The 26,265-nt window shown below is 72.4% G+C and carries 25 protein-coding genes and 3 riboswitches; of the genes, 19 read left to right on the plus strand and 6 right to left on the minus strand.

What is annotated here, in order from left to right:
* Positions 1-14: 14 nt before the first annotated feature.
* Entirely contained in the window at positions 15-308 is a 294-nt protein-coding gene (locus KJK29_RS05980) for a DUF5955 family protein (protein ID WP_215124173.1), read from the minus strand.
* A gap of 230 nt (positions 309-538) precedes the next feature.
* Here KJK29_RS05980 and KJK29_RS05985 point away from each other — a divergent pair, with 230 nt between their 5' ends.
* Complete coding sequence (locus tag KJK29_RS05985; RefSeq protein ID WP_215117657.1) at positions 539-1,153, plus strand: nucleotidyltransferase family protein; 615 nt, start codon at positions 539-541, stop codon at positions 1,151-1,153.
* 207 nt (positions 1,154-1,360) lie between these two features.
* Positions 1,361-2,986 (plus strand): malate synthase A, encoded by a 1,626-nt coding sequence (aceB, locus tag KJK29_RS05990; protein WP_215117658.1) that lies wholly within the window; start codon positions 1,361-1,363, stop codon positions 2,984-2,986.
* Between the two features lie 19 nt (positions 2,987-3,005).
* Here aceB and KJK29_RS05995 read toward each other — a convergent pair whose 3' ends face one another.
* Both KJK29_RS05995 and KJK29_RS06000 read right to left on the minus strand, forming a co-directional pair.
* Positions 3,006-3,275 carry a SelT/SelW/SelH family protein gene (locus tag KJK29_RS05995; RefSeq protein ID WP_030242193.1) on the minus strand — a complete coding sequence of 90 codons (270 nt, stop codon included), beginning with the start codon at positions 3,273-3,275 and terminating at the stop codon, positions 3,006-3,008.
* On the minus strand, positions 3,272-4,186 hold the full coding sequence (locus KJK29_RS06000; protein ID WP_215117659.1) for a HipA family kinase: 915 nt from the start codon (positions 4,184-4,186) through the stop codon (positions 3,272-3,274). Before KJK29_RS06000 ends, KJK29_RS05995 begins: the two co-directional genes overlap by 4 nt.
* Before the next feature lie 107 nt (positions 4,187-4,293).
* Between KJK29_RS06000 and KJK29_RS06005 the strand changes: the two genes are divergently transcribed.
* The 6 genes from KJK29_RS06005 (at position 4,294) to KJK29_RS06030 (ending at position 10,875) form a co-directional block, all read left to right on the plus strand.
* Positions 4,294-4,845 (plus strand): MSMEG_1061 family FMN-dependent PPOX-type flavoprotein, encoded by a 552-nt coding sequence (locus KJK29_RS06005; RefSeq protein WP_215117660.1) that lies wholly within the window; start codon positions 4,294-4,296, stop codon positions 4,843-4,845.
* 59 nt (positions 4,846-4,904) lie between these two features.
* Complete coding sequence (locus tag KJK29_RS06010; RefSeq protein ID WP_215117661.1) at positions 4,905-5,774, plus strand: ABC transporter ATP-binding protein; 870 nt, start codon at positions 4,905-4,907, stop codon at positions 5,772-5,774.
* Positions 5,771-6,751 carry an ABC transporter substrate-binding protein gene (locus KJK29_RS06015; protein WP_215117662.1) on the plus strand — a complete coding sequence of 327 codons (981 nt, stop codon included), beginning with the start codon at positions 5,771-5,773 and terminating at the stop codon, positions 6,749-6,751. Before KJK29_RS06010 ends, KJK29_RS06015 begins: the two co-directional genes overlap by 4 nt.
* Before the next feature lie 45 nt (positions 6,752-6,796).
* The gene (locus KJK29_RS06020) at positions 6,797-8,872 is read left to right on the plus strand and encodes an iron ABC transporter permease (RefSeq protein ID WP_215117663.1); all 2,076 of its coding nucleotides are present in this window, start codon (positions 6,797-6,799) and stop codon (positions 8,870-8,872) included.
* An 81-nt stretch (positions 8,873-8,953) separates the two neighbouring features.
* Positions 8,954-10,453 (plus strand): APC family permease, encoded by a 1,500-nt coding sequence (locus KJK29_RS06025; RefSeq protein ID WP_215117664.1) that lies wholly within the window; start codon positions 8,954-8,956, stop codon positions 10,451-10,453.
* Between the two features lie 2 nt (positions 10,454-10,455).
* The gene (locus KJK29_RS06030; RefSeq protein ID WP_215117665.1) at positions 10,456-10,875 is read left to right on the plus strand and encodes a universal stress protein; all 420 of its coding nucleotides are present in this window, start codon (positions 10,456-10,458) and stop codon (positions 10,873-10,875) included.
* Positions 10,876-10,884: 9 nt separating this feature from the next.
* Here the strand turns inward: KJK29_RS06030 and KJK29_RS06035 are convergent, their stop codons facing one another.
* Complete coding sequence (locus KJK29_RS06035; protein ID WP_215117666.1) at positions 10,885-11,256, minus strand: (2Fe-2S) ferredoxin domain-containing protein; 372 nt, start codon at positions 11,254-11,256, stop codon at positions 10,885-10,887.
* Between the two features lie 46 nt (positions 11,257-11,302).
* Positions 11,303-11,427, minus strand: a riboswitch (cobalamin riboswitch).
* Positions 11,428-11,442: 15 nt separating this feature from the next.
* Positions 11,443-12,417, minus strand: coding sequence for a ferric reductase-like transmembrane domain-containing protein (locus KJK29_RS06040; protein WP_215117667.1), 975 nt, complete (start codon positions 12,415-12,417; stop codon positions 11,443-11,445).
* An 89-nt stretch (positions 12,418-12,506) separates the two neighbouring features.
* Positions 12,507-12,651: riboswitch (cobalamin riboswitch) on the plus strand.
* Positions 12,652-12,774: 123 nt separating this feature from the next.
* Here KJK29_RS06040 and KJK29_RS06045 point away from each other — a divergent pair.
* The 8 genes from KJK29_RS06045 (at position 12,775) to KJK29_RS06080 (ending at position 21,009) form a co-directional block, all read left to right on the plus strand.
* On the plus strand, positions 12,775-13,629 hold the full coding sequence (locus tag KJK29_RS06045; protein WP_251057720.1) for a GHMP family kinase ATP-binding protein: 855 nt from the start codon (positions 12,775-12,777) through the stop codon (positions 13,627-13,629).
* Positions 13,626-14,648, plus strand: a complete 1,023-nt coding sequence (locus tag KJK29_RS06050; RefSeq protein ID WP_215117668.1) for a cysteine synthase family protein — start codon at positions 13,626-13,628, stop codon at positions 14,646-14,648. The genes KJK29_RS06045 and KJK29_RS06050 overlap by 4 nt, the downstream gene beginning before the upstream one ends.
* Complete coding sequence (locus tag KJK29_RS06055) at positions 14,645-15,871, plus strand: ATP-grasp domain-containing protein (protein WP_215117669.1); 1,227 nt, start codon at positions 14,645-14,647, stop codon at positions 15,869-15,871. The genes KJK29_RS06050 and KJK29_RS06055 overlap by 4 nt, the downstream gene beginning before the upstream one ends.
* 22 nt (positions 15,872-15,893) lie before the next feature.
* A complete protein-coding gene (locus KJK29_RS06060) occupies positions 15,894-17,114 on the plus strand; it encodes an MFS transporter (RefSeq protein WP_251057721.1) in 1,221 nt (406 codons plus the stop codon).
* Positions 17,083-17,832 (plus strand): class I SAM-dependent methyltransferase, encoded by a 750-nt coding sequence (locus KJK29_RS06065; protein ID WP_215117671.1) that lies wholly within the window; start codon positions 17,083-17,085, stop codon positions 17,830-17,832. Before KJK29_RS06060 ends, KJK29_RS06065 begins: the two co-directional genes overlap by 32 nt.
* A 54-nt stretch (positions 17,833-17,886) precedes the next feature.
* A riboswitch (cobalamin riboswitch) is annotated at positions 17,887-18,068 on the plus strand.
* 30 nt (positions 18,069-18,098) lie between these two features.
* Complete coding sequence (locus KJK29_RS06070; RefSeq protein WP_305125195.1) at positions 18,099-19,118, plus strand: ABC transporter substrate-binding protein; 1,020 nt, start codon at positions 18,099-18,101, stop codon at positions 19,116-19,118.
* Positions 19,115-20,221 carry a FecCD family ABC transporter permease gene (locus KJK29_RS06075; protein WP_215117672.1) on the plus strand — a complete coding sequence of 369 codons (1,107 nt, stop codon included), beginning with the start codon at positions 19,115-19,117 and terminating at the stop codon, positions 20,219-20,221. The genes KJK29_RS06070 and KJK29_RS06075 overlap by 4 nt, the downstream gene beginning before the upstream one ends.
* Entirely contained in the window at positions 20,218-21,009 is a 792-nt protein-coding gene (locus KJK29_RS06080) for an ABC transporter ATP-binding protein (protein ID WP_370869117.1), read from the plus strand. The genes KJK29_RS06075 and KJK29_RS06080 overlap by 4 nt, the downstream gene beginning before the upstream one ends.
* Here the strand turns inward: KJK29_RS06080 and KJK29_RS06085 are convergent.
* Positions 20,993-22,471, minus strand: a complete 1,479-nt coding sequence (locus KJK29_RS06085; RefSeq protein WP_215124177.1) for an IucA/IucC family protein — start codon at positions 22,469-22,471, stop codon at positions 20,993-20,995. The genes KJK29_RS06080 and KJK29_RS06085 overlap by 17 nt on opposite strands.
* A 156-nt stretch (positions 22,472-22,627) precedes the next feature.
* Here KJK29_RS06085 and KJK29_RS06090 point away from each other — a divergent pair, with 156 nt between their 5' ends.
* From KJK29_RS06090 to KJK29_RS06100, 3 genes are read left to right on the plus strand one after another with little or no spacing between them, the layout of a single operon-like run.
* Positions 22,628-24,124, plus strand: a complete 1,497-nt coding sequence (locus KJK29_RS06090; RefSeq protein ID WP_215117673.1) for an IucA/IucC family protein — start codon at positions 22,628-22,630, stop codon at positions 24,122-24,124.
* Between the two features lie 44 nt (positions 24,125-24,168).
* Positions 24,169-25,449 (plus strand): vWA domain-containing protein, encoded by a 1,281-nt coding sequence (locus KJK29_RS06095; protein WP_215117674.1) that lies wholly within the window; start codon positions 24,169-24,171, stop codon positions 25,447-25,449.
* Positions 25,449-26,261 carry a hypothetical protein gene (locus KJK29_RS06100; RefSeq protein WP_215117675.1) on the plus strand — a complete coding sequence of 271 codons (813 nt, stop codon included), beginning with the start codon at positions 25,449-25,451 and terminating at the stop codon, positions 26,259-26,261. The genes KJK29_RS06095 and KJK29_RS06100 overlap by 1 nt, the downstream gene beginning before the upstream one ends.
* Positions 26,262-26,265 lie beyond the last annotated feature (4 nt).

The following is a 26,265-nucleotide window of genomic DNA, read 5'->3' on the forward strand; positions in this document are numbered from 1 at the left end:
CCCGGCGCGGCGGATCAGCCCTCCCCGCGCACCGACCCTCCGAAGAGGTCCACGGCCCGGCGGACCTCCGAGAGGCCGGGGGACAGCGCGCTCACCGAGCCGATCGCGCCCGCGATCAGCAGCAGGGAGCGGCGCAGCCGCGGGATCTCGGGGATGCCGGCGACGGCCATCGCGTCCAGCGCGGCCAGTTCCTCCTCGGCGATGGTCCGGTCGGCGAAATCGGCGGGATGGGCGGCGAGCCGGCGGCGCAGCCCGGACACGGCGGAGCGCAGCTCCGTCACGCGCGGGTCCTCGTCGCCGCTGGTCACAGGCCCCTGCCGCTTCTGCTCCACGCTCCGCAACACAGTCCTCCCCCTCGCACCTCGTCGTGCGCGTGCCATTCCGACGCGAAGTCCCCCACACCGGGCGGCGATCGGACACCCGGACGGTCGGTGCGGGCGACAGTAAACGACAGGGCCCACCAGGCGCCAGTCCATTGCGTCATCGACTTGCTCCGCTGCGTGACTTCTCGGCCCGGATCGTGCGGTATGCAGGATCCATGACGACACGGAAGACGCCGGAAGAGGCCCGGGAGGTTGCCGGGGTCCTGCTGGCCGCCGGGGGCGGCCGACGACTCGGAGGGCGGCCCAAGGCACTGCTCCCCCATAGGGGGCGGCCGCTAGTGGAGCACGCGGTGCGGATGCTGCGGGAGGGCGGCTGCACACGGGTCCACGTCGTCCTGGGCGCCCGGTCCGAAGAGGTGCGCGAACGCGCCGTCCTGCCGGGCTGCGTCCTCGTCGACAACCCCGACTGGGAGCAGGGCATGGGCACATCCTTGCGAGCCGGGCTGGATTCGCTCGCCGGTACGGGCGCCCGGGCCGCCCTGGTCTCGCTCGTCGACCAGCCCGGCATCGGCGCGCGGGCGGTCGCCCGGGTCCTCGGGGCGTACACGGGCGAGGAGTCGCTGGTGTCGGCCGCGTACGAGGGGGTGCGGGGCCATCCGGTCCTGTTCGGGGCCGCCCACTGGGCGGGGATCGCCCAGGCCGCCACGGGGGACCGGGGGGCACGCGCCTATCTCAAGGAACACGAGCCGGCGATCACGCTGGTCGAGTGCGGGGACGTGGCCCGGCCCTTCGATATCGACACCGAGGCCGATCTGGCCCACCTTGAGTGAGCGGGGTGGCACGCAGCGCCACCTTTCCTCGATCCAAAGAGTCTCGACGTCAACACACGATTGAACTTCCACTATGAGGAAACTAGTATCCACAGTTCAGAAGCGCCCGAGGGCTCCACGGGCGCCGACCGCCGTATCCGGGAAGACTGGCACCCGGTGCCGAACCGCCGCCTCGTCTTCGTAGCTCGCTGAAGGAAGTGACCGTTCATGTCCGCACCAGCGCCGTCACCGCTGGCCATCGTCGACGCCGAGCCCCTGCCGCGGCAGGAGGAGGTCCTCACCGAAGCGGCGCTGGCCTTCGTGGCCGAGCTGCACCGGCGGTTCACGCCCCGGCGTGACGAACTCCTCGCCCGCCGCGCCGAGCGCCGCGCCGAGATCGCCCGCACCTCCACCCTCGACTTCCTCCCGGAGACCGCCGCGATCCGCGCCGACGACTCCTGGAAGGTCGCCCCGGCCCCGGACGCGCTGAACGACCGCCGCGTCGAGATCACCGGCCCCACCGACCGCAAGATGACCATCAACGCCCTCAACTCGGGCGCCAGGGTGTGGCTCGCGGACTTCGAGGACGCCTCCGCGCCCACCTGGGAGAACGTGATCCTCGGCCAGCTCAACCTGAGCGACGCCTACACCCGGAACATCGACTTCACGGATGAGAGGTCCGGCAAGTCGTACGCGCTGAAGGCGAACGAGGAACTCGCCACGGTCGTCATGCGCCCGCGCGGCTGGCATCTGAACGAGCGTCACCTCGTCGACGCCGACGGCACCCCGGTGCCCGGCGCGCTGGTCGACTTCGGCCTGTACTTCTTCCATAACGCCGAGCGTCTGCTGGGCCTCGGCAAGGGCCCGTACTTCTACCTCCCCAAGACGGAGTCGCACCTGGAGGCCCGCCTCTGGAACGAGGTCTTCGTCTTCGCGCAGGAGTACGTCGGCATCCCGCAGGGCACCGTCCGCGCGACCGTGCTGATCGAGACGATCACGGCCGCGTACGAGATGGAGGAGATCCTCTACGAGCTGCGCGACCACGCCTCCGGGCTGAACGCGGGGCGCTGGGACTACCTCTTCTCCATCGTCAAGAACTTCCGTGACGGCGGCGCCAAGTTCGTCCTGCCGGACCGCAACGCGGTGACGATGACGGCCCCGTTCATGCGCGCCTACACCGAACTCCTCGTCCGCACCTGCCACAAGCGCGGCGCGCACGCGATCGGCGGCATGGCGGCCTTCATCCCGTCCCGCCAGGACGCCGAGGTCAACAAGGTCGCCTTCGAGAAGGTCCGCGCCGACAAGGACCGCGAGGCCGGGGACGGCTTCGACGGCTCCTGGGTCGCCCACCCCGACCTGGTGCCGATCGCGCTGGAGTCCTTCGACAAGGTCCTCGGCGAGAAGCCCAACCAGAAGGACCGGCTGCGCGAGGACGTCGACGTCAAGGCGGCCGATCTGATCGCCGTCGACTCGCTCGACGCCAAGCCCTCTTACGCGGGTCTGGTCAACGCCGTGCAGGTCGGCATCCGTTACATCGAGGCCTGGCTGCGCGGGCTCGGCGCGGTCGCGATCTTCAACCTGATGGAGGACGCGGCCACCGCCGAGATCTCCCGCTCGCAGATCTGGCAGTGGATCAACGCGGAGGTCGTCCTCGACAACGGCGAGCAGGTCACCGCCGAGCTGGCCCGCAAGGTCGCCGCCGAGGAACTCGCGAACATCCGCGCCGAGATCGGCGACGAGGCCTTCGCGGCCGGCAACTGGCAGCAGGCGCACGACCTGCTGCTGACGGTCTCCCTCGACGAGGACTACGCCGACTTCCTGACGCTGCCGGCGTACGAGCAGCTCAAGGGCTGAACGGTCAGCGGCTGAACCGTCACCGCTCCGAGTGGCCCAGGGTCTTCCCCGGGGCCACTCGGTCGCGTACGGCCTTCTTCACGGCGGTCGGTTCGGGGAAGCCCTGCTCTCGGCGGTCCCAGACGACCTCGTCGCCGACGCGGACGACGAACACGCCACCCGTGCCCGGCTTGAGCGCCAGTTCCGTCAGCTCCGCCTCGAAGGTCGTGAGCAACTCCTGCGCCAGCCATGCCGCGCGGGGCAGCCAGCGGCACTGGGTGCAGTACTCGATCTCGACACGGCCACTCATCCGAGGTGCACCGACCAATCCTGTTGGGCCGCGGGCTTGCCGTGCAGATCGGGGACCTGCTTGAGCCACGCGGGTCGTCCTTGCTGGGTTCTCGCCGCCCGGTCGGCCTCCTCGGCGGCGAGCTCCTCCCGGGTGGGGAAGCCGGTGGGCAGCCAGGCCTCCGAGGACCGCACGCGCGCGTGGAGGTATGTCACGTAGGCCTCGCGTGCCGCGTCCGGGGTCGCGAAGCCGGGCTCTTCCGCGAGCCAGGCGTCGGGGACCTCCGCGAGGATGCCGCGCAGCAGTTCCTCGGTCACCCGGGGAGCCAACTCGGCGTCGGCGGCCCGCACATCGGGCCCGTAGTGGCCGAGGGCGTGATGCCGGAAGTCGTAGGCCTTGGCCGGGTCGGCGCCGTCCCAGCGGTGGTGGAAGACGAGGGCGGCGCCGTGGTCGATCAGCCACAGGCGCGGGGGCGCGACGCCCAGCGTGGGCCAGACCATCAGGTTGGAGCTGTGGACCGTCCGGTCGACGTTCACGGTGAGGGCGTCGAGCCAGACGATCCTGCCCGCCTCCAGGGGGTCGACCGGGAAGTCCCGGGCGATCTCCGGTGTGAAGTCCCGGGCGCCCGGAAGGTAGTCCATGCCGAGGTTGACGCCCGCGCTGGCCGCGTGCAGCTCCCGCACCTCCTGGTGGGGCTCGGCGTCGGCGATCGCCGGGTCGAAGCGCACGAGGACCAGCTCCGGGAAGCGCAGCCCGAGCGCCCGGGCCAGCTCCCCCACGATCACCTCGGCGACCAGCGCCTTGCGGCCCTGGGCGGAGCCGGTGAACTTCACGACGTACGTGCCGAGGTCGTCCGCCTCGACGACGCCGGGGACGGAGCCGCCGGATCGCAGGGGTGCGATGTAGCGGGTGGCGGTGACCTCGGACAGCATTCCCCCACCGTACCCGGGCAGTTCGCTCACCCGAGCGATCACAGACGGGGCGCCCCAGGTAAGGTGAGCCTTACTTAATCGATCACGGCCGATCACGGGAGCCCGCCTTGCCGCACACGACCGACACCGTCGCCGCGCGCGAGGAGGGCTGGGTGGAGCTGGGATCACCCGCCGAGTTGCGTGAACTGCTGGGCGAACCTTGGCCCGTGGTGATCGAGAAGGTCCACGACCGGCTCACCGACCAGGACCGGGACATCATCACCCGCTCCCCGTTCTGCCTGCTGGCCACCTCCGACACCCAGGGCAACTGCGACGTCTCCCCACGCGGGGACGCCCCCGGCTTCACGCACATCGTGGACTCGGGCACGCTCGCCCTGCCCGACCGGCCCGGGAACCGGCGCGGCGACAGCTTCCACAACATCCTGGACAACCCGCACGCCGGGCTGCTCTATCTGATACCCGGCGGCAAGGAGGTCCTGCGGGTCAACGGACGGGCCCGCATCCTCACCGACGCCCCGTTCTTCGACGCCATGACGGCGCGGGACGGCAAGCGCCCCACCCTCGCCCTGGTGCTGGAGATTGACGAGATCTATCTGCACTGCCCGCAGTCATTGCGCCGCTCGGGGGTGTGGAATCCGGCCTCCTGGCCGGCCGGCTGAGATCACGGTTCGGGCACCCCCCTCCCGACCTGCACTAAGGTTAGGCTAACCTTCGCCGCGTGAGATCTGGTGAAGAAACGGCCGGCGGACAGCGTCTGCGCGGGCATCAACTTTCGGCCACGGGCGTGACCGTGTCGTACGACGGCGTCGACGTCGTGCACGACGCGGCGATCGCGCTGCGGCCCGGTGAGGTGACCGTCCTGGTCGGCCCCAACGGCAGCGGGAAGTCGACGCTGCTGCGGACGATCGCCCGGCTGCAGCGGGCCCGTGAGGCCGCGCTCAGGATCGACGACGCCACCGACGGCCTCGCCCTGACCGCCCGGGAGTTCGCGCGGTACGTGGCCCTGCTGACCCAGGGCCGGCCCACGCCCAGCGGACTGACCGTGCGGGACCTCGTCGAGTTCGGCCGCTACCCCTACCGGGGCCGCTTCGGCCGCCCCGACCCGGACGCCTCGGCCGCGGTCGAGCGGGCGCTGGCGCTGACCGGGGTCACCGAGCTCGCCGAGCGCGGCGCCGACCACCTCTCCGGCGGGCAGTTGCAGCGGGTCTGGCTCGCGAGCTGCCTCGCCCAGGAGACCGGTGTGCTGCTGCTGGACGAGCCGACGACCTATCTCGACCTGCGCTACCAGATCGAACTCCTCGACCTCGTCCGCGACCTGGCGGACGACCACGGGATCGCCGTCGGGGTCGTGCTGCACGACCTCGACCAGGCGGCGGCCATCGCCGACCGGATCACGCTGCTCGAAGCGGGCCGGATCGTCGCCGAGGGCCCGCCCGAGGAGGTCCTGACCCCGGAGCGGCTGACCGCCGTCTACGGCATCCGGATCGACGTCGACACAGACCCCCACACCGGCCGACTGCGGACCCGTCCGATCGGCCGGCACCACACCCGCAACACCCGAAGCGAAAGGCTCGGCACCACCTCATGAGACGCATCCTGCTCACCGCGGCCACCACCACCGCCGCGGCGCTCACCCTTGCCGCCTGCGGCACCACCGAGCCCGCCGCGGACAGCGCGAAGAAGACCTCCGAGGCGATCACCCTCACCGACTCCACCGGCGCGAAGGTGCAGCTCGACGGTCCCGCGAAGAAGGTCGTCGCGACCGAGTGGAACGAGGTCGAGAGTCTCATCACCCTCGGTGTCGACCCGGTCGGCGTCGCCGACGTCAAGGGCTACAAGACCTGGGACACCGCCGTTCCGCTGAAGAACGAGCCGAAGGACATCGGCACCCGCGGCGAGCCCAGCATGGACACCGTCGCCTCGCTCTCCCCCGACCTCATCGTGGCCAGCTCCGATCTGCCGGACGCGGCCGTGAAGCAGCTGCGGAAGATCGCCCCGGTCCTGGAGATCAAGTCGGCCGACGCGTCCGACCAGATCGGTCAGATGTTCACGAACCTCGACCTGATCGCGAAGGCGACCGGCACCACCGACAAGGCGAAGGCCGCCCGGACGAGCTTCGAGGCCAAGGTCGCCGAGGGCAAGAAGGCCCTCGCCGACGCCAAGCTCGACGGCTCCGACATCGCCTTCTCCGACGGCTATGTCACCGCCAACCAGGTCTCCCTGCGCCCGTACACCGACGGCTCCCTCATCGGCTCGGTCAACAAGCAGCTCGGCCTGAAGAACGCCTGGAAGGTCAAGGGCGACCCGGCCTACGGCCTCGGCACCACCGACGTCGAGGGCCTCACCGGCCTGCCGAAGGACGTGCAGTTCGCCTACATAGGCAACGACGAGGACAAGTCCAGCAACCCCTTCTCCGGTCAGCTGAAGAAGAACGCCGTGTGGACGTCCCTGCCGTTCGTCAAGGCGGACAAGGTGCACCGGCTGCCCGACGGCATCTGGATGTTCGGCGGCCCCGAGTCGATGGAGGCGTACATCGACGCCCTCGTCGGCGAGCTGACGAAGTAGCAGCCGGCGAAACAGCCGCTCGGACGAAGCAGAAGCACCGGAGCCATGGCCGTCACCGAAGCACCCCCCAGCACCACCCGCCCGCCGGCGGCCGCGTCCCGGACGGGCGCGGCCGCGGTGACGGCCGGGCTCGTCCTCCTCGTCGCCGCGCTCGCGGTCGTGGACATCACCCAGGGCACCGCCGCCGTCGGGCCGGCACAGGTGTTCAAGGCCTTGACCGGGCAGGCCGATCCGGGCGACGCGTCCGTGGTCATCGCCTCCCGGCTGCCGCGGATGACCGCCGGCATCGTGGTCGGCGTCGTCCTCGGCATCGCGGGCGCCGTCCTCCAGGCGGTCAGCCGCAATGTGCTCGCCTCGCCCGACACCCTGGCGGTGAACGCCGGTTCGTATCTGGCGCTCGGTCTGGTCGGCGCGACCGGCGTCTCCCTGCCGCTGCTGGCCTCCTCGGGCGTCGCCTTCGCGGGCGGGCTGGTGGCGGCGGCCGTCGTGCTCGCCCTGTCCGGGCTGGGCACGGGCACGGTACGGCTGGTCCTCGCCGGTACGGCGCTGGCGCTGGGCCTGAACTCCGTGACGGAGGGTCTGCTCCTGCTGTTCCCGCAGCAGACGGAGGGCCTCTACCAGTGGAACCAGGGCAGCATCGGCCAGAACGGCTTCGACGGCGTCGTGCAGATGCTGCCCGTCGCCGTGGTGGGACTCGTCGGGCTGCTGCTGGTCGCGCGGCGGGTCGACGCGCTCGCCCTCGGGGACGACGCGGCACGCGGGCTGGGCGTCCCGGTCCACGCCACCCGGGTCACGGTGGTCGTGCTGGCGGCGCTGCTGTCGGCGGCGGCCGTCACCCTCGCCGGGCCCATCGGCTACGTCGGCCTGTGCGCCCCCGCCCTGGTGCGTCCGCTCGCCCGCAGGTTCCGGGGCTTCGTGCGCGCCCGGGCGGCCCTGCCCGTCGCCGGGCTCACGGGTGCCGCGCTGGTGCTCGGGTCGGACGTGCTGCTGCGGGCGCTCGTCCCGTCGGACCGGGCGGTCGCCGTGCCCACCGGCATCGTCACCAGCCTGGTCGGTGCCGTGTTCCTGGTGGTGACGGCCCTGCGGCTGCGGGACACCGCCGGGGCCGACGCGCCGGACCGGCTGCGCATCCCGAGCCGGACGGCGTTCCTGGTCACGGTGGGCGTCCTGGCCGCCGTGGTCGTGGGTGTCACGCTGGCCGGCGTACTGCTCGGCGACAGCAAGCTCCTGCTCGGCGATGTCGCGAACTGGGCGCAGGGGCGGGCCGGTCAGGCCGTCTCCTTCGTGCTGGACACGCGGGTGCCGCGGGTGCTCGCGGCCCTGTGCGCGGGCGCGTCGCTGGCCCTGGCCGGCACGCTGGTGCAGGCCGTGACACGCAACCCGCTCGCGGAGCCCGGGGTGCTGGGTGTCTCCGGCGGCGCCGCGCTGGGCGCCGTGCTGCTGGTGACGACCGTGCCCGCGGCCGGTTCCTGGGGCATCGCGGGTGCCGCGTTCGGGGGCGCCGCGCTGGCCTCCGCCATCGTCTTCGGGCTCGCGGCCCGGGGCGGCTACCGGCAGAACCGGCTGGTCCTCGTCGGGATCGGCATGGCCGCCGGTTCCACGGCCCTGATCAGCCTGCTCATCGTGCTCACCGACCCGTTCAACGCCACGAAGGCGCTGACCTGGCTGTCCGGTTCGACGTACGGGCGGACCATGCCGGACGTCGTGCCCGTCGCGCTCGTGCTGGCGCTGGGTCTGGCCGTCGCGGTCGCGCGGCGCACCGAGCTGGATCTCGTCTCCCTGGACGAGGACACCCCGCGGCTGCTGGGCCTCGGGCTGTCCGGGACCAGGCTGGGCTTTCTGGTGGTGAGCGTCCTGCTGGCCGGGACCGCCGTCGCCTCGGCCGGGACCATCGGCTTCGTGGGCCTCGTGGCGCCGCACGCGGCGCGTGCCCTCGTGGGCCGGCGGCATGTGCGGGTGGTGCCGGTCGCCGTCCTGCTCGGGGCCGCGCTGGTCTGTACGGCGGATCTGCTGGGCCGGACCGTCATCGCCCCGGCCCAGTTGGGCGCCGGGCTGATGACGGCGGTCATCGGCACGCCGTACTTCCTGCGGCTGCTGGTACGGAGCCGAAAGGCGACATAAGCCATCTAAAAGGCCATCAATAGCTAAAATGCCCCACACCTGCCTGTTGTATGGATCCACGCACAACGGGAGTGAGGGAGCATGGCCAAGGACATCACGGACGCGGGCCCGCCACCGTCCGCGAGCCTGAAGCCCAATGCGATCGGGTTCGTCGACGCGCTGGTCATCGGGCTCAACGCGACCTCGCCGGCGTACTCGGTGGCCGCGGTCATCGGCCCGATCGTGGCGCTGGTGGGCATCTACGCCCCCGGGGTGATGATCGCGTCGTTCGTGCCGATGCTGCTGATCGCGTCGGCGTTCTACTACCTCAACAAGGTCGACCAGGACTGCGGCACGACCTTCTCGTGGGTCACCCGGGCCATGGGGCCGTGGGCGGGCTGGCTCGGCGGCTGGGCCATCGCGATGACGGGTGTCCTGGTCGTCGGGTCGCTGGCGGACGTCGCCGTGACCTTCTTCCTGCTCGCGGTGGGCCTCGACAGCTGGGCGGACAACGACGTCGTACGCCAGGTGCTGACGGTGCTGCTCATCGTGGTGATGACGGCCATCTGTGTGATCGGCACCGAGGTGTCGGCCAAGGTGCAGAACGTCCTCATCCTGGCGCAGGTCGTCTGCCTGCTCGCCTTCGCCGTGGTGGCGCTCTACCGCGCCTACGCCGACACCGGAACCCTCGATTCGATCGATCCGAAGTTCAGCTGGCTCGATCCCTTCGGGGCCGGTGGAGCGTCGCTGACCGGAGCCCTGCTGCTGGGCGTGTTCATCTACTGGGGCTGGGAGTCTGCGGTCAACCTCACCGAGGAGGTCGAGGACTCGGCCACCGCGCCCGGCAAGGCGGCCATCTGGTCGACGGTGCTGCTGCTGGTGACCTACCTCGCGGTCGCCTTCGCGGTCGTCGCCTACGCGGGAACGGACTACCTCGTCGAGAACGCCGCCGAGGAGGAGTTCATCTTCGCGCTGCTCGCGGAGGAGGTGATGGGCGGCTGGGACTGGGTCGTGCTGCTGGCGGTCTCGACGTCCGCGCTGGCGTCCACTCAGACGACGATCATCCCGGCGTCCCGCACCGGACTGTCCATGGCCCGCCGGTACGCCCTGCCCCGGCACTTCGCGCACATCAACCCCCGGTTCCGCACCCCGGACGTGAGCACCTGGTGGGTCGCCGGCATCGCCACCGCCTGGTACCTCGTCGTCTACAACATCAGCGAGAACGCCCTCTTCGACTCCCTGACGGCGCTGTCCCTGCTGATCGCGTTCTACTACGCGCTCACCGGCCTCGCCTGCGCGGTGTACTACCGCCGCCAGCTGACCAGGAGTGTCCGGGACTTCTTCCTCATCGGCCTCGGCCCGCTGATCGGCGCCGGGCTGCTGGCGTGGCTGCTGGTGGAGTCCGTCCAGGACATGGCCGACCCCGCCAACTCCGTGACCGGCAGCGCCTGGTTCGGGCTCGGTCCCCCGCTCGTCATCGGCATCGGCGTCGCCGTCGCGGGCGTGATCATCATGGTCGTCTGGCGGCTGACGACCCCCACGTTCTGGTCGGAGCGCCCGAGCACGGTCGACCCCGACCTCGTTCACCGCAAGGAGTCCTGAAGATGTCGGTGATCCTCGGCTACGACGAGTCCCCGGGCGCCCTGCGCGCGCTCAGGGTCGCGATCGAGGTGGCGGCCGCGTACGGCGAACCGCTGGTGATCGTCTACGGCGCGGCGGCCCCGGGTGTCACGGGCGACGAGTACGCCGCCCATCACGAGGCGGTGCGCGAGGCCGGAACCACCGTGCTCGGCCACGCGGTCCGGGTCGCCGACGAGGCCGGTGTGCCCAGCACGGTCGAACTCGTCGACGAGCGGCCCGCGCAGGCCCTGATCGGCGCGGCGGAACGCCATGACGGCAGGGTCATCGTGGTGGGCACCTGGGGCGAGAGCCCGGTGCGCGGGGCGCTCCTCGGCTCGACCCCCCACAAGCTGCTGCACCTGTCGAACGTCCCCGTGCTGTGCGTGCCGGCCGAGGAGTCCTGAGCCCCGGGGTCAGGACGTGCCCGCGCGTCGTTTCACGAGCGGGCTGAAGGCGTACAGGTCGAGGATGTCGGGCCGGGGTGCGACGCCGGGGCCGCCCGCGCGGACCCAGGTGACGATGTCCTCGGTCGCGGCCGGGTCGTTGACCAGACCGAACCACACCGGGCGGGCCCCGGCGGCCCGGCCCGCCGCCGACGGCTGTACGACGATGACGTTGGCCTGGTCGCAGACGTCGAGGCACTCGGAGACCCGCACGGGCGCCGCCTCGCGCAGCCGCTCGGTCTGGGCCGTGTGGTCGACGCCGGTCACCTTGGCGGTGCCGCAGCAGCAGTCCCGGCACACGACGACGCGGCACGGAACCCCTCCGGCCGGGGTTGCGGACATGCCGCACCTGTCCTCTCTCCGGGGAGATCCGCCCCGGTGGTTCGTCGAGGAGGCGACCGCGTGAGTCTCCTGGCTCCCGGGCCGATGGCCGGTCACAGTGGCGGGACCGCGCCGGATTCACACCGGCTTCCTCGTTCCGCCGTCGCCATGTCGCCGGCCATCATTCCATGCGGCCGGTGGAGGGCTTCAGTCCGTCTCATGTGCGTGCGGCTGCGTCGCGGGCGGTTCGGCCGGGCGCTCGCGGCCGCCGTCCCGGCCGGAGGCGACCACGAGCAGCAGTCCGACGACCACGGCCCCGGCGGCGATCCGCCCCGCCGCCCGTGCCGTCCAGGTCGGCCAGGTCACGCCCGCGCGCGCACCGGGTGCGGTGAGCCGTTCGCCGCGCCGGGCGGGCCGCAGCAGGCGCAGCACCAGCAGGGCGGCGACGGGCAGTTGCAGCAGCCACAGCACGGTGCGCGGCCATTCGCCGTACCAGACGTTGGTGCCGTAGAGCAGGGTGTGCCAGACGCTGAGGACGTACACGACGATCACGAACCGGTGCAGCCGGCGCCAGGTGTTCGCGCCGATGCGATGCCGGACGTAGAACAGCAGGCCCAGGGGGATCGCCAGGTACAGGGCGCCCTGCCCGAGGGGGATGGCGATGCGGCCGGTCCCGGAGTCGTACCAGCCGGGCACGAAGGTGTCGGCGAAGCCGGCCCACAGCCGCTCGGCCCACCCCAGCTGGGCCTCGTAGCGCACGAGTTCCGCAGCGAACATCAGGGCGTGCGCGAACATCAGGGCCATGGTGGTCAGGCTCGTGGTGCGGTGCCAGCGCTCCAGGGCCTGCCGGGAGACCGGCAGCCGGCCGGGGCCCGGCCCCGACAGGAGCAGCCCCAGCATGACCGTGCCCCAGGCCCACAGCAGGCCGGACCAGCCGAACGCCTGGCTGAGCAGGTACATCCAGTAGGTGCCGGGGTCGTCCATGAACGGCATGACGGCGACCGTGTCGGAGGTGCCGGACTCCATGCGGGCCCACAGCAGCGCGAACACCGCCGCCGTGACCACGACCGCCGCGGCGGCGTCGGGCAGCGCGGAGCGCAGGTCGCCGCGCAGGGCGACGCGCTCGGAGCCGGGTCTCGGGACGCTCGTCCCGTTCTCGTCGGACCTCGGGTTCACCAGCATCGAGCACAGTCTCACCGAGGGGAGGCGGGTTACCGAGACGCAATCCGGCCAGAGAGACGGCCGGGGTGCGTCGGGGCCCCGGAGGCGCCCTTTCCATCCGCTGTGGGCGTCCCTACGCTGAGGCGCGCAGTCGTCAGGGGAACCCGGTGGGAATCCGGGACTGTCCCGCAGCGGTGAGCGGGAGCCGAACACCGGCCCGCGAGTCCGAGGACCTGCCACTGCGCCCGGGCGTCACGCGCGGGCTGTGCACGGTGACCTCGAGGACTGGGTCGGCGGTAGCGGCGGTCGTCCGGCATGCCCGGGCCGCACCTCCACCCCTGTCCGTGTGTTCAGGGCTCAGGGACGGAGGAACTACACGTGCGTGGTGTCGTGTCCGGCGTCTGTCACGGCACGCTCGGCGAGCTGTACCAGGGGCCGCTGCGGGCGGGCCCCGATCCGGACATCGCGGTGGTGTCGTTCCCCGTGGACCGCCACTCCTGGGTGCATTTCACTCCGGGGGCGGCCCAGCCGCCTCCGCTCGGGGAGAAGGCCCTGACGGCGGCCCGGCTCTTCCTGGAACATCACGGCCTCGCCCTGCCGCCCGGCACCTGGACCGCGCACTCCGAGCTGCGGGTGGGCGTCGGGATGGCCAGTTCGACGGCGGACATCGTGGCGACCCTGCGCTGTGTGGCGGGGATCCTCGCGCTGCCCTGCGACACCGACGTGGTGCTCGGCGTCCTGGCGGCGATCGAACGGTCCGACAGCGTCTTCCTCGACGAGTTCGCCCTGCATCTCAGCGGCCGGCACCGGGTGGTGCGGCGGCTGGGCACGGACATCGGCTTCCACACCGCCTATGTGATCGAGCCGGGCACGGTGGACACCGCCGCCGTGACCTCGCGGCTCCTGGAGCACTACCGGCGCCGCGGGGAGGAGTACGAGCGGTGTCTGACCGACCTGCTGAAGGGCTTCGCCTGCGGTGACGCGGCCGCCATCGCGCGGGCGGCGACCGCCAGTGCCGTGCTGTCCCAGGAGGTGCTGCCCAAGGCGACGTTCGACCGGGTGCTGGCGCACCGGGAGCGGTTCGGTGCCGACGGTGTCTTCGTCGCGCACACGGGCTGTCTGACCGGCTATCTCTTCGTCCGCCGCCCGGGCTCCCGCCTCAGATCCGAACTGTCCGCGTTCTTCCGTTCGCTCGGCCACCAGTGCTCTTTCGCCCAAGGAGGCTACGGGTGATCCACCCCCATATCGCCGACGCCCTGAAGGTTCCCGACCTGGTCCGGCTCACCGACGGGCTCGTGCTGCTCCGGTTCGAGTCGATGAAGATCTACTCGGCGCTGGCCGCCGTGCGCCGATTACTCGACCGGGGTACGGTCCGGCCGGGCCAGACCCTGATCGACAGCTCCAGCGGCATCTACGCCTACGCCCTCGCGCTGGCCTGCCACCGCCACGGCATGCGCTGCCACATCGTGGCGTCCACCACCGTCGACGCCACCACCCGCGCACAGTTGGAGATCCTCGGCGCGACCGTCGAGCAGGTGGAGCCGTCCCGGAATCTCAAGCTCGACCAGGAGTTACGGGTACGGCGGGTGCGCGAGATCCTCGCCGAGCGCCCCGACTGCCACTGGATGCGCCAGTACCACGACGACATCCACTGCCTGGGCTATCACGAGGTCGCCGACCGGATAGCGCAGGCGTTCCCCGACACCCCCCTGACCGTCGTCGGCGGCGTGGGCTCCGGGGCCTCGACGGGCGGTCTCGTGGAGCGGCTCAGGGAGACGGAGCGCTCGGTGCGGCTGGTCGGCGTGCAGCCCTTCGGCAGCGTCACCTTCGGCAGCCAGGACCATCACGACCCCGAGGCGATCATCGCCGGTATCGGGTCGTCGATCGTCTTCGACAACGTCCGCCACCATCTCTACGACACCGTGCACTGGATGGACTTCACCCACGCCATGTCCGGCGCGGTCAGTCTGCTGCGCGAACACGCCGTCTTCGCCGGGCTGTCCACCGGCGCCGGGTACCTGGCCGCGACGTACGAGGCCCGCCGCCACCCCGACCGGCTGCACCTGGTGATCGGCGCCGACACCGGACACCGCTATGTGGAGCGGGTCTTCGCCCGGCACCCGGAGGCCCTGGACCCCGCCTCGCTGAAGCCCTTCGAGGTCCGCGACCCCGAGGAGATGAGCATGCCCTGGTCAAGGATGGCGTGGCGGCGCACGGCCTGCCCGGCTCGGTGGAAGGAGCGGGCGGCATGACCGTCGTCTGTCTGGAGTCGCTGACCTTCGGGCTCGGGCACCTGGTACGCGCCGCCGACCGGCTCGGCGAGCGGCTGCTGCTCCTGACCCGTGACCCCGATTACTACGCCTACGAACTGGACCGGCTGCCCGCCGGCGCCCTGGACGTCGTGGAGACCGACACCTTCGACGTGGAGCGGGTGGCGGAAGTGCTGGGGCGCACGCCGGAGTTGCGGGGCCTGATCAGTTCCACCGACACCTGGACCCTGGCGGGAGCCGACCTCACCGCCCGTTTCGCCCTGCCGGGGCTCGATCCGGAGGTCCTCAGGTTCACCCGGGACAAGGCGGCCGTCCGCAACCGGCTGTACGAGGCCGGTCTCACCCGTGGCCGGGCCGCCGAGGCCGCGGGGCCGCAGACGGAGGCCCGGGAGCTGCTGCTCAAGGAGGTGGGCCTGCCGGCGATCCTCAAGGACTCGGCGGGCACCGGAAGCCAGAACGTCTGGCTGGTCCGCGACGAGGAGGAACTGGACCGGGCCCTGCGGGAAGCGGCGGAACAGACTCTCAAGGGGCGGCTGTTCGCCGAGCCGTACTTCGGCGGGCCGGTGTACAGCGCCGAGACCCTCACCTGGGCGGGCCGCACCCGGCTCCTCGGCGTGTCCAGCAGGCTCATGTCGGCGGAGCCGCGCTTCCGCGAGGAGATCACCGCCTTCCCCGTCGCCTTCCCGGAAGGGCAGGGGGCCTCGCTGGAGCGGTGGCTCGACGAGGTGCTCGCCGCCGTCGGGTACACGGACCGTTTCGCGCATGTGGAGTTCGTGCTGACCGGCGACGGTCCCGAGGTGGTGGAGATCAACCCCCGGATCGGGGGCGCGCTGGTCGGTGAGGGGCTGTGCCGGGCGCTCGGCGTCAATGTGTACGAGGCGATGATCGAGGGCGCGCTCGGCCGCCGTCCCGGTCTGATGGACGCGGAGTTGCCCGGAGGCCCGGCCGTGGCTTTCGTCCTGGGATATCCGGCCGAGCCCGGGGTGTTCACGGGGGTCGCCGGGCTCGACCGGCTGGCGGACCTGCCGGGGTCACCCGCCTGGTACCCCGTCCGCCAAGTCGGGGACGTCGTGGAGCACTTGAGCGACAGCCGCGGCTACGCGGGCATCGTCTACGCCGAGGCGGAGACGGCGGAACTCGCCACGCACCGCGCGGTCGCGGCCGCCAACGCCCTGCGCGTGCTCACCGAGCCCTCCGGTGGGTGAACGGCCCGAGCGGAGCGCCGGGTTGTTCCCGCTCAGTGGCCCGCTGCGCTTCCTGCTGCTCAGTTCCTTCCTGATCCCGCTCGGCAGTTTCATGGTGCTGCCGTTCATGTCGGTGTTCCTGCACGAGCGGCTCGGGATGGGGCTCGGCACGGTCGGTGTGGTGCTGGCCGTGGCGTCGCTGGTGCAGTTCTCCGGCGGTGTCGTCGGCGGGGCGCTCGCGGACCGGATCGGGCTGCGCCGCACGATGCTGTGGGCCCTCGTCGTACGGACGGCCGGGTTCGTCGGCCTCCTTCTGGCCCTGCGCTGGCCGCCCCTGGCGGTCGGCGCGCTGGTGCTGACGTGCTGCGGAGCCGCCCTGTACCTGCCCGCCAACAAGGCGTACCTGGTGCACGGGGTGGACGAGGAACGCCGGCCGGCGTTCCTGTCGGCGGGCAACGCGGCACTCAACGCGGGCATGGCGGTCGGCCCGTTGATCGCCGGGCCGTTCGTGCTGTCCTCGCCCGGCTGGCTGTTCGCGGCCGTCACGGCGCTGTTCCTCGCGGTCACGGCGGGCCACGCCGGGCTGCCCGCCGCAGGGGAGCGCCCACCCGGCACGGAGGTCACCCGGCAGGGTCTGCTGGCCGGGGTGGCCGTCCTGCCGTTCGCCGCCAACGCGCTCGCGTTCTACCTGTACTTCCACTTCCAGCACTTCCTGGCGGTGTACGCGGTCGAGCAGGCCTCCAGCGAGTTCTACAGCCTGGTCCTGCTGCTCTGCTTCACGCTGGTCATCGTCGTCCAGCCGCTCGCCTCCGGGCTGATCCGGCGCATGCCGTACGCGCTCGCGCTGACGGTCGGATTCGCGGGTCTGGCGGCCGGGCTGGCCGTGCTGGCGGTCGGCAGCCGGACCGCTCTGCTGGCGGGCGGGGCGCTGATCACCCTGGGCGACATCGTGCTGTTCCTGAAGAACGACCTGGAGGCGCTGCGCCGCAGCCCGCGCTCCGACGCCGTGGTCTTCGGCCAGCAGCGGCTGGCCGCGGGGCTCGGCGCCTGCGCGAGCGGGGTGCTGGGCGGGCAGCTGTACGGCCTCGGCGAAGGCGCCGGGCACACCGGCTGGTTCTGGCTGCTGGCGGCCGCGCAGTGCCTGCTGCTGCCTCCGCTGCTGCTCTTGCTGCGAAGGCACGCCGAGCGGCGAATGCAGGTCCCATCAGACGAAGAAGGAGCACTGAAGCCGCATGACACGGACGGGCGGGTTCCAGGACGATGACTTCTGGACGGAGTTCCACGACTTCCTCTTCTCCGAACAGCGCCACACCCAGGCCGAGGAACTCCTCGGCACCTCTCCCCTGCTGTCCTTCACGCCCGGCGCCCGGGTGCTCGACCTGTGCTGCGGCCCGGGCGTGTTCACCGTGCCGCTCGCCCGGCGCGGCTACGAGGTGACGGGCGTGGACCTCAGCCCGGCCCTGCTGGACCGGGCGCGCAAACGCTCGGCGGACACCGGCACCGACGTCAGCTACGTCCAGGCGGACGCGCGTGAGTTCGAGGCGCCGGGCGGCTTCGACGTCGTACTCAACATGTTCACCTCGTTCGGCTACTTCGAGGACCCCGCCGACAACGCGCGCGTGCTGCGCACCATGTACGACTGCCTGGCCCCCGGCGGCACCCTCGTCCTGGACCTCGCGGGCAAGGAACTGCTGGCCCGCAAGGTCACCCCGCCGAAGGTGGTGACGCGCGGTGAGGACCTGATGGTGCAGACGGACACCGTGCTGGACGACTGGGCGCGGCTGCGCAGCGACTGGGTCCTGGTGCGGGGCGAGCGGGTCACCCGAGCAACGCTGGTGTGGTTCGTGTACAGCGCCGTGGAGCTGCGGCGAATGGCCGAGGAGGCGGGGTTCGGGGGCGTGGAGGTCTTCGGCGGTTTCGACGGCCGGCCCTACGACGAGAACGCCGAGCGGCTGGTGCTGCGGGCGGTCCGGGAGGTGTGACGTGGGCACGGGGCGTGCGGGGCGGGGTCGCACGCCCTGTTGACCGCGACGGCGCGGAACGTACTATCACCAGGTCATCGCCGCGACGGGAGACAGGAAGCCGGTGCGAATCCGGCACGGTCCCGCCACTGTGACCGGGGAGTGCACCCCTTCGACACGCCACCGCGCGAGCGCGGGAAGGCGAGGGGGAACGTCGATCCGGGAGTCAGGACACTGACCCGCCGCGGGCCCGATCCGAGGAGCGCGGACTCCCCAGGAGGCTCTACGTGTCCCACCTGCTCTCCCCTGCCCGCCGCCGGCGCACCACCCTGCGCGGCGCGGCACTCGCCCTGTCGGCGGCGCTGCTCGTCGCCGGCTGCGGCTCGTCGTCCGACAGCACAGACCGGGACGCCAAGGCCTCGGCGCCCGCGGGCTTCCCCGTCACCGTGAACAACTGCGGGGTGAAGACGACGTACGACAAGCCGCCGTCGCGGGTCGTCACCATCCACCAGCACCCGGCGGAACTGATGCTCGCCCTCGGTCTGAAGGACCGCGTGGTCGGCACCGCCTTCCCCGACTCGGCCGTCCTGCCGGAACTGCGCAAGGACTACGAGGCGATACCGGAACTGTCGAAGAAGGAACCGTCCTTCGAGACGGTCCTGGAGGCAGAGCCGGACCTCGTCTACGGCGGCTACGGCAGTGCCTTCGCGGAGAACGAGGGCCGCTCCCGCAAGGCGTTCGCCGACGCCGGCATCGACACCCACCTCAACCGCGAGTACTGCGGCAAGAAGCGGGTCACGATGAAGGACACCTACGACGAGATCCGCACCGTCGGTGAGATCTTCGGTGTCTCCGACCGGGCCGACAAGCTGGTCGCCGACCTGGAGGGCCGGGTCGGCAAGGCGGCCTCCGCCGTCGAGGGCGAGTCCGCGGTACCGGTGTTCGTGTACGACAGCGGCGACAAGACCGCCTTCACCGCGGGCGGCAAGAGCCTCGGCACGGAGATCATCCGGCTGGCCGGCGGCAAGAACGTCTTCGCCGACCTCGACGACGTCTTCGGGGACGTCTCCTGGGAGCAGGTCGTCGAGCGCAAGCCCGAGGTCATCGCCATCTACGACTACGCCGGCGCCGGAAGCGTCGAGCAGAAGAAGAAGTTCCTGCTCTCCCAGCCGGCCCTCGCCGATGTGCCCGCCGTGAAGAACAAGCGGTTCGTCGTCCTGCCGCTGACCGCGACCCTGGTCGGCATCCGCTCCGCGTACGCGGTCGGGGACCTGGCGCGCGGGCTGCACCCCGAGAGCTCCCGGTGACGCAGCCGGCCACCGAGGCGCCCGCGGTGCGACGCCCTGTCCCGCCGGGGCGGCGGACGGGGCGCACCGGCCTGACGGTCACCCTGCTCGTCCTCACCGCCCTGCTCGTCGTCTCCGTCACGGCGGGCCTGGCGATCGGCTCCGTCCAGGTGCCGCCCGGGCAGGTCTGGGGCATCCTGACGCACGCGCTGGGCGCCGGCTGGACGGAGCCGGACTGGTCGGGGGCGCGCGAGACCATCGTGCTGGACGTGCGGGCGCCCCGGGTGCTGCTCGGGGTGGTGACCGGGGCGGGCCTCGCGGTCGTGGGCACCGCCCTGCAGGCCCTGGTGCGCAACCCGCTCGCCGAGCCGTATCTGCTGGGCGTCTCCTCGGGGGCGTCGCTGGGCGCGGTGTCGGTGATCGTGTTCGGGGTGAGCGTGTTCGGGCCGGTGTCGCTGTCGGCCGCCGCGTTCCTGGGCGCGCTGGGCGCGCTGCTGCTCGTCTACGCCACCGCCCGGACCGGCGGACGCATCACCTCCGTACGGCTCGTGCTGTCCGGGGTGGCGATCGCGGCGGTGCTCACCGCGCTGCTGGATCTGCTGCTGCTGACCACCGACCGGGGCAACGAGGCCCGTGCGGTGCTCGCCTGGACCCTCGGCGGCCTCGGCGGCGTCAACTGGGACACGCTGTGGCTGCCGAGCCTGGCGACGCTGCTGGGCGTCGGCGTGCTCATGGTGCAGTCCCGGAATCTGAACCTGCTGCTGGCGGGCGAGGAGGCCGCGACCACGATGGGGCTGGACGTGGCCCGGTTCCGGGCCCGGATGTTCGTACTGGTCTCCCTCGTGACGGGCGTGCTGGTCGCGGCGGCCGGGCCGATCGGCTTCGTCGGTCTGATGCTGCCGCACATCGTGCGGCTGTTCGTCGGCGGCGACCATCGCCGGGTCCTGCCGACGGCCGCGCTCGGCGGGGCGGTGTTCCTCGTCTGGGCCGATGTCGCCGCGCGCACGATCGCCGCGCCGATGGAGGTGCCGGTCGGCGTGCTGACCGCGCTGTGCGGCGGGCCGTTCTTCCTGTGGCTGATGCGCCGGGACGCCCGGCGGAGCACGGATCGAGGAGTGGGATGAGCGCGATCGGAGCAGGGGTGGCCGCGACCGATCTCGATGTCGAGGGCGTCACGCTGACGGCCGGAGCGCGCCATCTCGTGCGGGACGTGTCCCTGACCGCCCGCCCGGGCGAGACCATCGGCCTGGTGGGTCCCAACGGCAGCGGCAAGTCCAGCCTGCTGCGGGCCGTCTACCGGGTGCTGCGCCCCGACAGCGGCCAAGTGCGGGTCGACGGCGCCGACGCCTGGTCGCTGCCCGTGCGGCAGCTGGCCCGTACCGTCGCGGCGGTGGTGCAGGAGTCGGGCGCCGACTTCGATCTGGCCGTCCGCGAGGTCGTCGCCATGGGCCGCACCCCGCACAAGCGGCTCCTCGCCGGTGACACTCCGGAGGACGCCGGGCTCATCGACTCCGCGCTCGCGGCGGTCGACGCCGCCCACCTGGCCGAGCGCCCTTTCGACCGGCTGTCCGGCGGCGAGCGCCAGCGGGTGCTGATCGCCCGCGCCCTCACCCAGCAGCCCACGCTGCTCGTCCTCGACGAACCCACCAACCACCTGGACATCCGGCACCAGTTGGAGGTGCTGGGCGCGCTGCGCCGACTGCCCGCGACGGTGCTGCTCGCCCTGCACGACCTCAACCTGGCCGCCTACTACTGCGACCGCCTCTACGTCCTGAACGAGGGCGAGATCACCGCCTCCGGCCCGCCCGTCGAGGTCCTCACGCCCCGGCTGCTGGCCGAGGTGTACGGGGTGGCGGGGGAGGTCACCGTGCATCCGCGCACGGGCGCTCCCCAGGTCACGTTCCTGCCCTGAGCGGGTTGGGCAGCGGCAGATAGCGGGCGTCGGCGCCGTCCGCGCCCGTCCAGCGCAGCAGGAGGTTCGTCTTGGCGGGAAGGGTCGGTGAGGCGAGCAGGGCGGGGATCTCGGGCAGGTCGTGGCGGGCGAGTTCACGGCGGGCGGCCGGCCAGGGGTCGAAGCCGGGGTGGCGTTCGGCGAGGGCACCGGCGATCTCGGTGAGGTGGTTGACGACCAGGCAGTACACCAGCCGCTCCCAGCCGGTCTCGCGGGAGACGTCCGGCAGCAGTTTCACGCCCTCGGCGTCCCGGTACAGCGCCTGCACGGGCATGCCGTCGGCGTCGACGGCGATCAGGGTGTTCTGCAGATGAGCCTCGATGACGACGCCGTGCCGGGCGAAGGCCTCCACGGCGGGCGGCACCACCTGCGCCAGATACGCCGCCCACCATGCCCCGGGATCGGCGGCGCGGTCGAGCGGGCTGCCGTCGAAGCCCTCGACGAGTCCGGCGGCGAGCAGCGGGGTCGCGCCGGGCACCAGATGTCCGGCGAAGCCGTCGCGGACGAGGACGGCCAGGGCCTCGAAGGCGAAGTCGGCGGTGCGGTAGCCGCGGTCGCCGAGCCAGGCCGGGGGGCCGTCGAGCGCGGGGAAGTCGTCGAAGGCGGCGCACACGGCCGCGTCGGTCCGGCGCAGGGCGAGCAGGTCGTGGCGCCACAGCCGGCGGATGTCGTTGGTGATGCGCACGTCCAGGCTGAACTTCAGGAACAGGTCCTGCTCGGGTGCGTAGAGCGTGCGGATCGCGGCCGTCGGCCAGGTGTCGAAGGCGGTCGTGCCGAGCCGGACCAGCCTCCCGTCCGCGAAGGCGGCGGCGAGTTCCGCGCTCGCCAGGTCGAGCTGCCAGGGGTGGGCCGGGAGCAGCCGGTAGCCGGGCGGGGCGGTGCCGAGGGCGTCGAGGGCCGAGGTGTCGCCCTCCTCGACGACGCGGTCCTCGCGCAGCCCGAGCAGGGCCAGTGGGAAGCGGGCGTACGCCTCGGGCGCGTACGGCAGCCAGCCCGCGGCCGGGCCGCCGCCGCGCGCCTTGGGGGCCGGGTGGTGGGTGTGGCCGGTGAGCAGGCACTGCTCGGAGCGAAGGTAGGGGTCGTCGGGCGGGGTCGCGCGGTCGCGGGCCTCCAGCAGGGCGGCCACGGCGTCCCGGCTGTCGATCATCTCGGCGGGCAGTTCGTGATTGGACAGCCCGGTGTGCCGGCGCAGTTCCTCGGCGACGAGTTTGACCAGCTCGGTGTGGTCGACGCGCTGCCAGCCGTCCGGCCCCTGGACCTCGGGCTCGGCGGGCCGCCGGGTCCCGCGCACCCGCAGCAGCCGGTCCCCGCCGGGCAGGCGGTGGATCCGGTGCTCGCCCTCCCGGCCGACCGGCCGGGCCACCTCCCGCAGCAGGCAGTTCAGCAGCGGCACGGCGGCGTACGCGTCGGCGGACGGGGGCATGAGGTCCACGCGATCCACTCGTTTCCCTACGTTCCTTGTGTTCTCTACGTTCCCCACAGCCCTTCCGGGACTTCCGGACTTCCTGGCGGAGATGATCATTATGTCGGTCGTCGTCATCGCGCCGTGACGCCCTATTCGTACCCGAGGAGCCCGCCCGTGCACCGTTCCCCCACCGCCGAGGCCGAGGTCGCCGACGAACTGGCCGTCGTACGGCCCGGCCTGCTGCCACGGTACGAGGCCGAACTGCCCGGCGCCCGGGCGGCCGTGCTGTCCCGACTGTGGCGCGGTCTGACCCATGATCCACTGCCCTGGGTGGCCCGCCGGGAGCAGGGCCGGGACGGGCTGACCCTGTCCCTGTCCGACGGCCGCCGGCTGCACGGCCCGCGCCCGGATCCGTACGCGACCGGTGACTACGTCACCGTCGTGGGGCTCGACGGGGTGGAGTACGACGATCCGGCGCGGCTGGTGACGGACCTCGCCGTCCCGCACTCCGCCTCCTTCGCCGCCGAACTCGGGCACAGCGTCGCCTCGCTGGCACTGTCGAGAGCGGGGCAGGAGGGGCAGGCGGGGGACGAGTGGCCGGGGAACGACTGGGAGTGGGAGCAGCGGATCGTCGACGGGCATCCCTTCCACCCGACCTGCCGGTCCCGGCCGGGTTTCTCGGTGGCCGAGCAGCTCGCCTACGGGCCCGAGCACCGGCCGGTCGTGGAGCTGGGGCTGGTGCCCGTGCGGGCGGAGGAGTGCCTGGTGACGGGCGCCTGGCCGGGAGATCTGCGGGACGGGCCGCGGGTGGTGCTGCCGGTGCACCCCTGGCAGGCGGCGCATGTGCTGAAGCGGGCCTGCGAGGAGCGGCGGCCCGGGCATCCGCTGATGTCCCTGCGGACGCTCGCCCTGCCGGGCGGGCCGCACGTCAAGACCTCGCTCAGCGCCCGGCTGACATCGTCGGTGCGGGACATCTCGCTGCCCTCGGTGGCCGCGTCCGCGCTGCTGTCGGACTTCGCCGAGACGCCCGCCGCCCGCACGGACGGCCTGCTGCACGTGACCCGCACCCTGGGCGCCGCCGCGGCCGGTTCCCCCGACTTCGCGGCCGTGCTGCGGGAGTCGCCGCAGACGTACGCCGGGAGCGGTGAACGGGTCCTGCCGGTGGCCGCGCTCGCCACCAGCGCGCTCCCCCGCTCCCCCGCCTGGCTGGCCGGCTTCGCGCGCCTGACCCTCACCGTCGGGCTGCGGCTGCTGGAGCTGGGCGTGGCCCTGGAGGCACACGGCCAGAACCTCCTCGTCGTCCTCTCGCCGGAGGGCGACCCGCTGCGGCTCGTCTACCGCGACCTGGCCGACATCCGCGTCAGCCCGGCCCGCCTCGCCCGGCACGGCATCACGGTGCCCGAGCTGCCCGCCCGGATGGTCACCGACGACGAACGCACGCTCCGCCGCAAGCTGTTCGGCTCCCTGGTGGCGGGCGCGCTGGCCGGTACGGCGGGGTCGGGGGCGGCGCTCACGGCGGCACTGGAGACGGCCGTACGGGAGCTGCCGCAGACCCCGGACCTCGCGGCACTGCGTGCGGAGCCCCTGCCCACCAAGGCGCTGACGCTGATGCGGCTCTCGCCGCAGACGCCCGGGGACCAGTGGGCGGAACTGCCCAATCCCCTTTCATGAACCTCGTTTTGGAGCACGGCACCGCCGCTCCATAAGATCCGCCGATGATCACAAGAAAACGACTGGCGGCGGGCGTGGGTGCCCTGCTCGCCGCGTTGACGGCCGGGATCGTCTTCCCGGCCGGAGCGGCCGCCGGCGAACCCACGGGCCAGGACGCCCCCAAGGTCGACCTCGTCCTCGACGTGAGCGGCTCGATGCGGGCGCGGGACATCGACGGACAGTCGCGGATGGCCGCCGCGAAGCAGGCCTTCAACGAGGTGCTCGACGCGACACCCGAGGAGGTCGAGCTCGGCATCCGCACCCTCGGCGCCGACTACCCCGGCGACGACCGCAAGACGGGCTGCAAGGACACCGCGCAGCTCTACCCGGTCGGCCCGCTGGACCGCACCGAGGCCAAGACGGCCGTCGCCACGCTCACCCCGACGGGCTGGACGCCGATCGGCCCGGCCCTGCTGAAGGCGGCCGACGACCTCGAAGGCGGCGACGGCTCCAAGCGCATCGTGCTGATCAGCGACGGCGAGGACACCTGCGCCCCGCTCGACCCGTGCGAGGTGGCCCGCGAGATAGCGGCGAAGGGCATCGGCCTGACCATCGACACGCTGGGCCTGGTGCCGACCGCCAAGCTGAGCAGGCAGCTGAGCTGCATCGCCGAGGCCACCGGCGGCACGTACACCTCGGTGGAGCACCAGGACGAACTCACCGACAAGGTCAACCAGTTGGTCGACCGGGCGGCCGATCCGGTGGTGACGCCGGTGGCGACCGAGGGCGCCGACCGGTGCACCGCCGCCCCGACGCTGAAGTCCGGCCTCTACTCCGACCGGGAGGAGTTCGGACAGCAGCGCTGGTACCGGGTGAACGTCCTGCCGGGGCAGGAGCTGCGCGCCTCGGTGAGCGTGGCGGCGGACCGGGCCGTGAACCCCGGCTACGGCGTGCTGATGCGGGCCGTGACGGTCAAGGGCCGGGAGATCGTACGCGGCGAGGCCGCGGGCAACGGCCGTACGGACGTGATCTCGACGGGGCTCAGATACCCCGAGCCCGAGCGTGACGACAACGACGGTGACAGCGACAAGCCGGCCGCGGAGACCGTGTGCCTCGCGGTCACCCACTCCTTCTCGGCGGCCTCCGGAGTGAAGACCACGCCCGGGCTGCCGCTGGAGCTGACCGTCGACGTCGTAGACGGCCCGAGCCAGGCGGGCGACGTGGCCTCCTTCGGTCTCGGCCGCGGCTGGTGGCTGCTCGGCGCGCTGATCCTCACCGGCTTCCTCGCCGGTCTCGTCTGGGGCTGGCTGTCGCGCTGGCGGTTCGCGGTCTGGAGGACCAACTGATGCGAGTGATACGTGCGTTGAGCGCCGCGTTGCTGACCCTGGGCCTGGCGGCCGTGCCCGCCGCGGCCGACTCCTCACCGAGTCCGTCACAGGACGACGCCTCGGCGGCGCCCACTCAGGCGGGCACCTCCTTCCGTACGGCGACGGAGATCGAGCAGGGGCAGCGCGCCACGGCGAGCGGCTCCACGGGCGACTACCTGTACTGGTCGTTCCCCGCCGACACCGGGCAGCGCCCCACGGTCGCGGCGACGGTGAAGCTGCCGGACACCCACGCCGCGCAGACCTGGCAGATCGACGTGTACGACGGGCTGCGCCGCCGCCAGGCCTGCCAGTACGGTGCGCAGACGCGCACCGCCGCCGCGAACGCCGCCTCCGTGGAACTGGCCTGCGTGCTGCGCACGGTCCGCTCCTGGTCGGAGCCCTGGGCGAACGACCCGCTGCCGGGTACGTACTACGTCCGCCTGACGGCGACCGGCGTGGCCGCCGCCGACCTGGGCCTCCCGGTCGACTCCGAAGTACGGGTGGACTCCAAGGACATCGGCGGATCCGCGGCGGTGGACGGCTCGCTGGCCGAGCCGCTGGTGCCGGGGATCGCGACGCGGTCCGGGTCCGGGTCCGGTTCCGGGGACGAGGAGGAGTCCTCGGCGGTCCTGGCCGGGCTCGAACCCGAGGACGGCTGGACGTCCGGCTGGTGGTCGGACCGGTGGGTGTGGACCGCGGTGGGCGGGGCGCTGGCCGCGCTGGCGGGGGTCGCCGGGTACGCGCTGACGCGCGGCTCGGGGCGGCCGTCACGGGTGCCGCCGACCGCCTGACCTT

The sequence above is a fragment of the Streptomyces koelreuteriae genome, from assembly GCF_018604545.1.
Taxonomy (GTDB): domain Bacteria; phylum Actinomycetota; class Actinomycetes; order Streptomycetales; family Streptomycetaceae; genus Streptomyces; species Streptomyces koelreuteriae.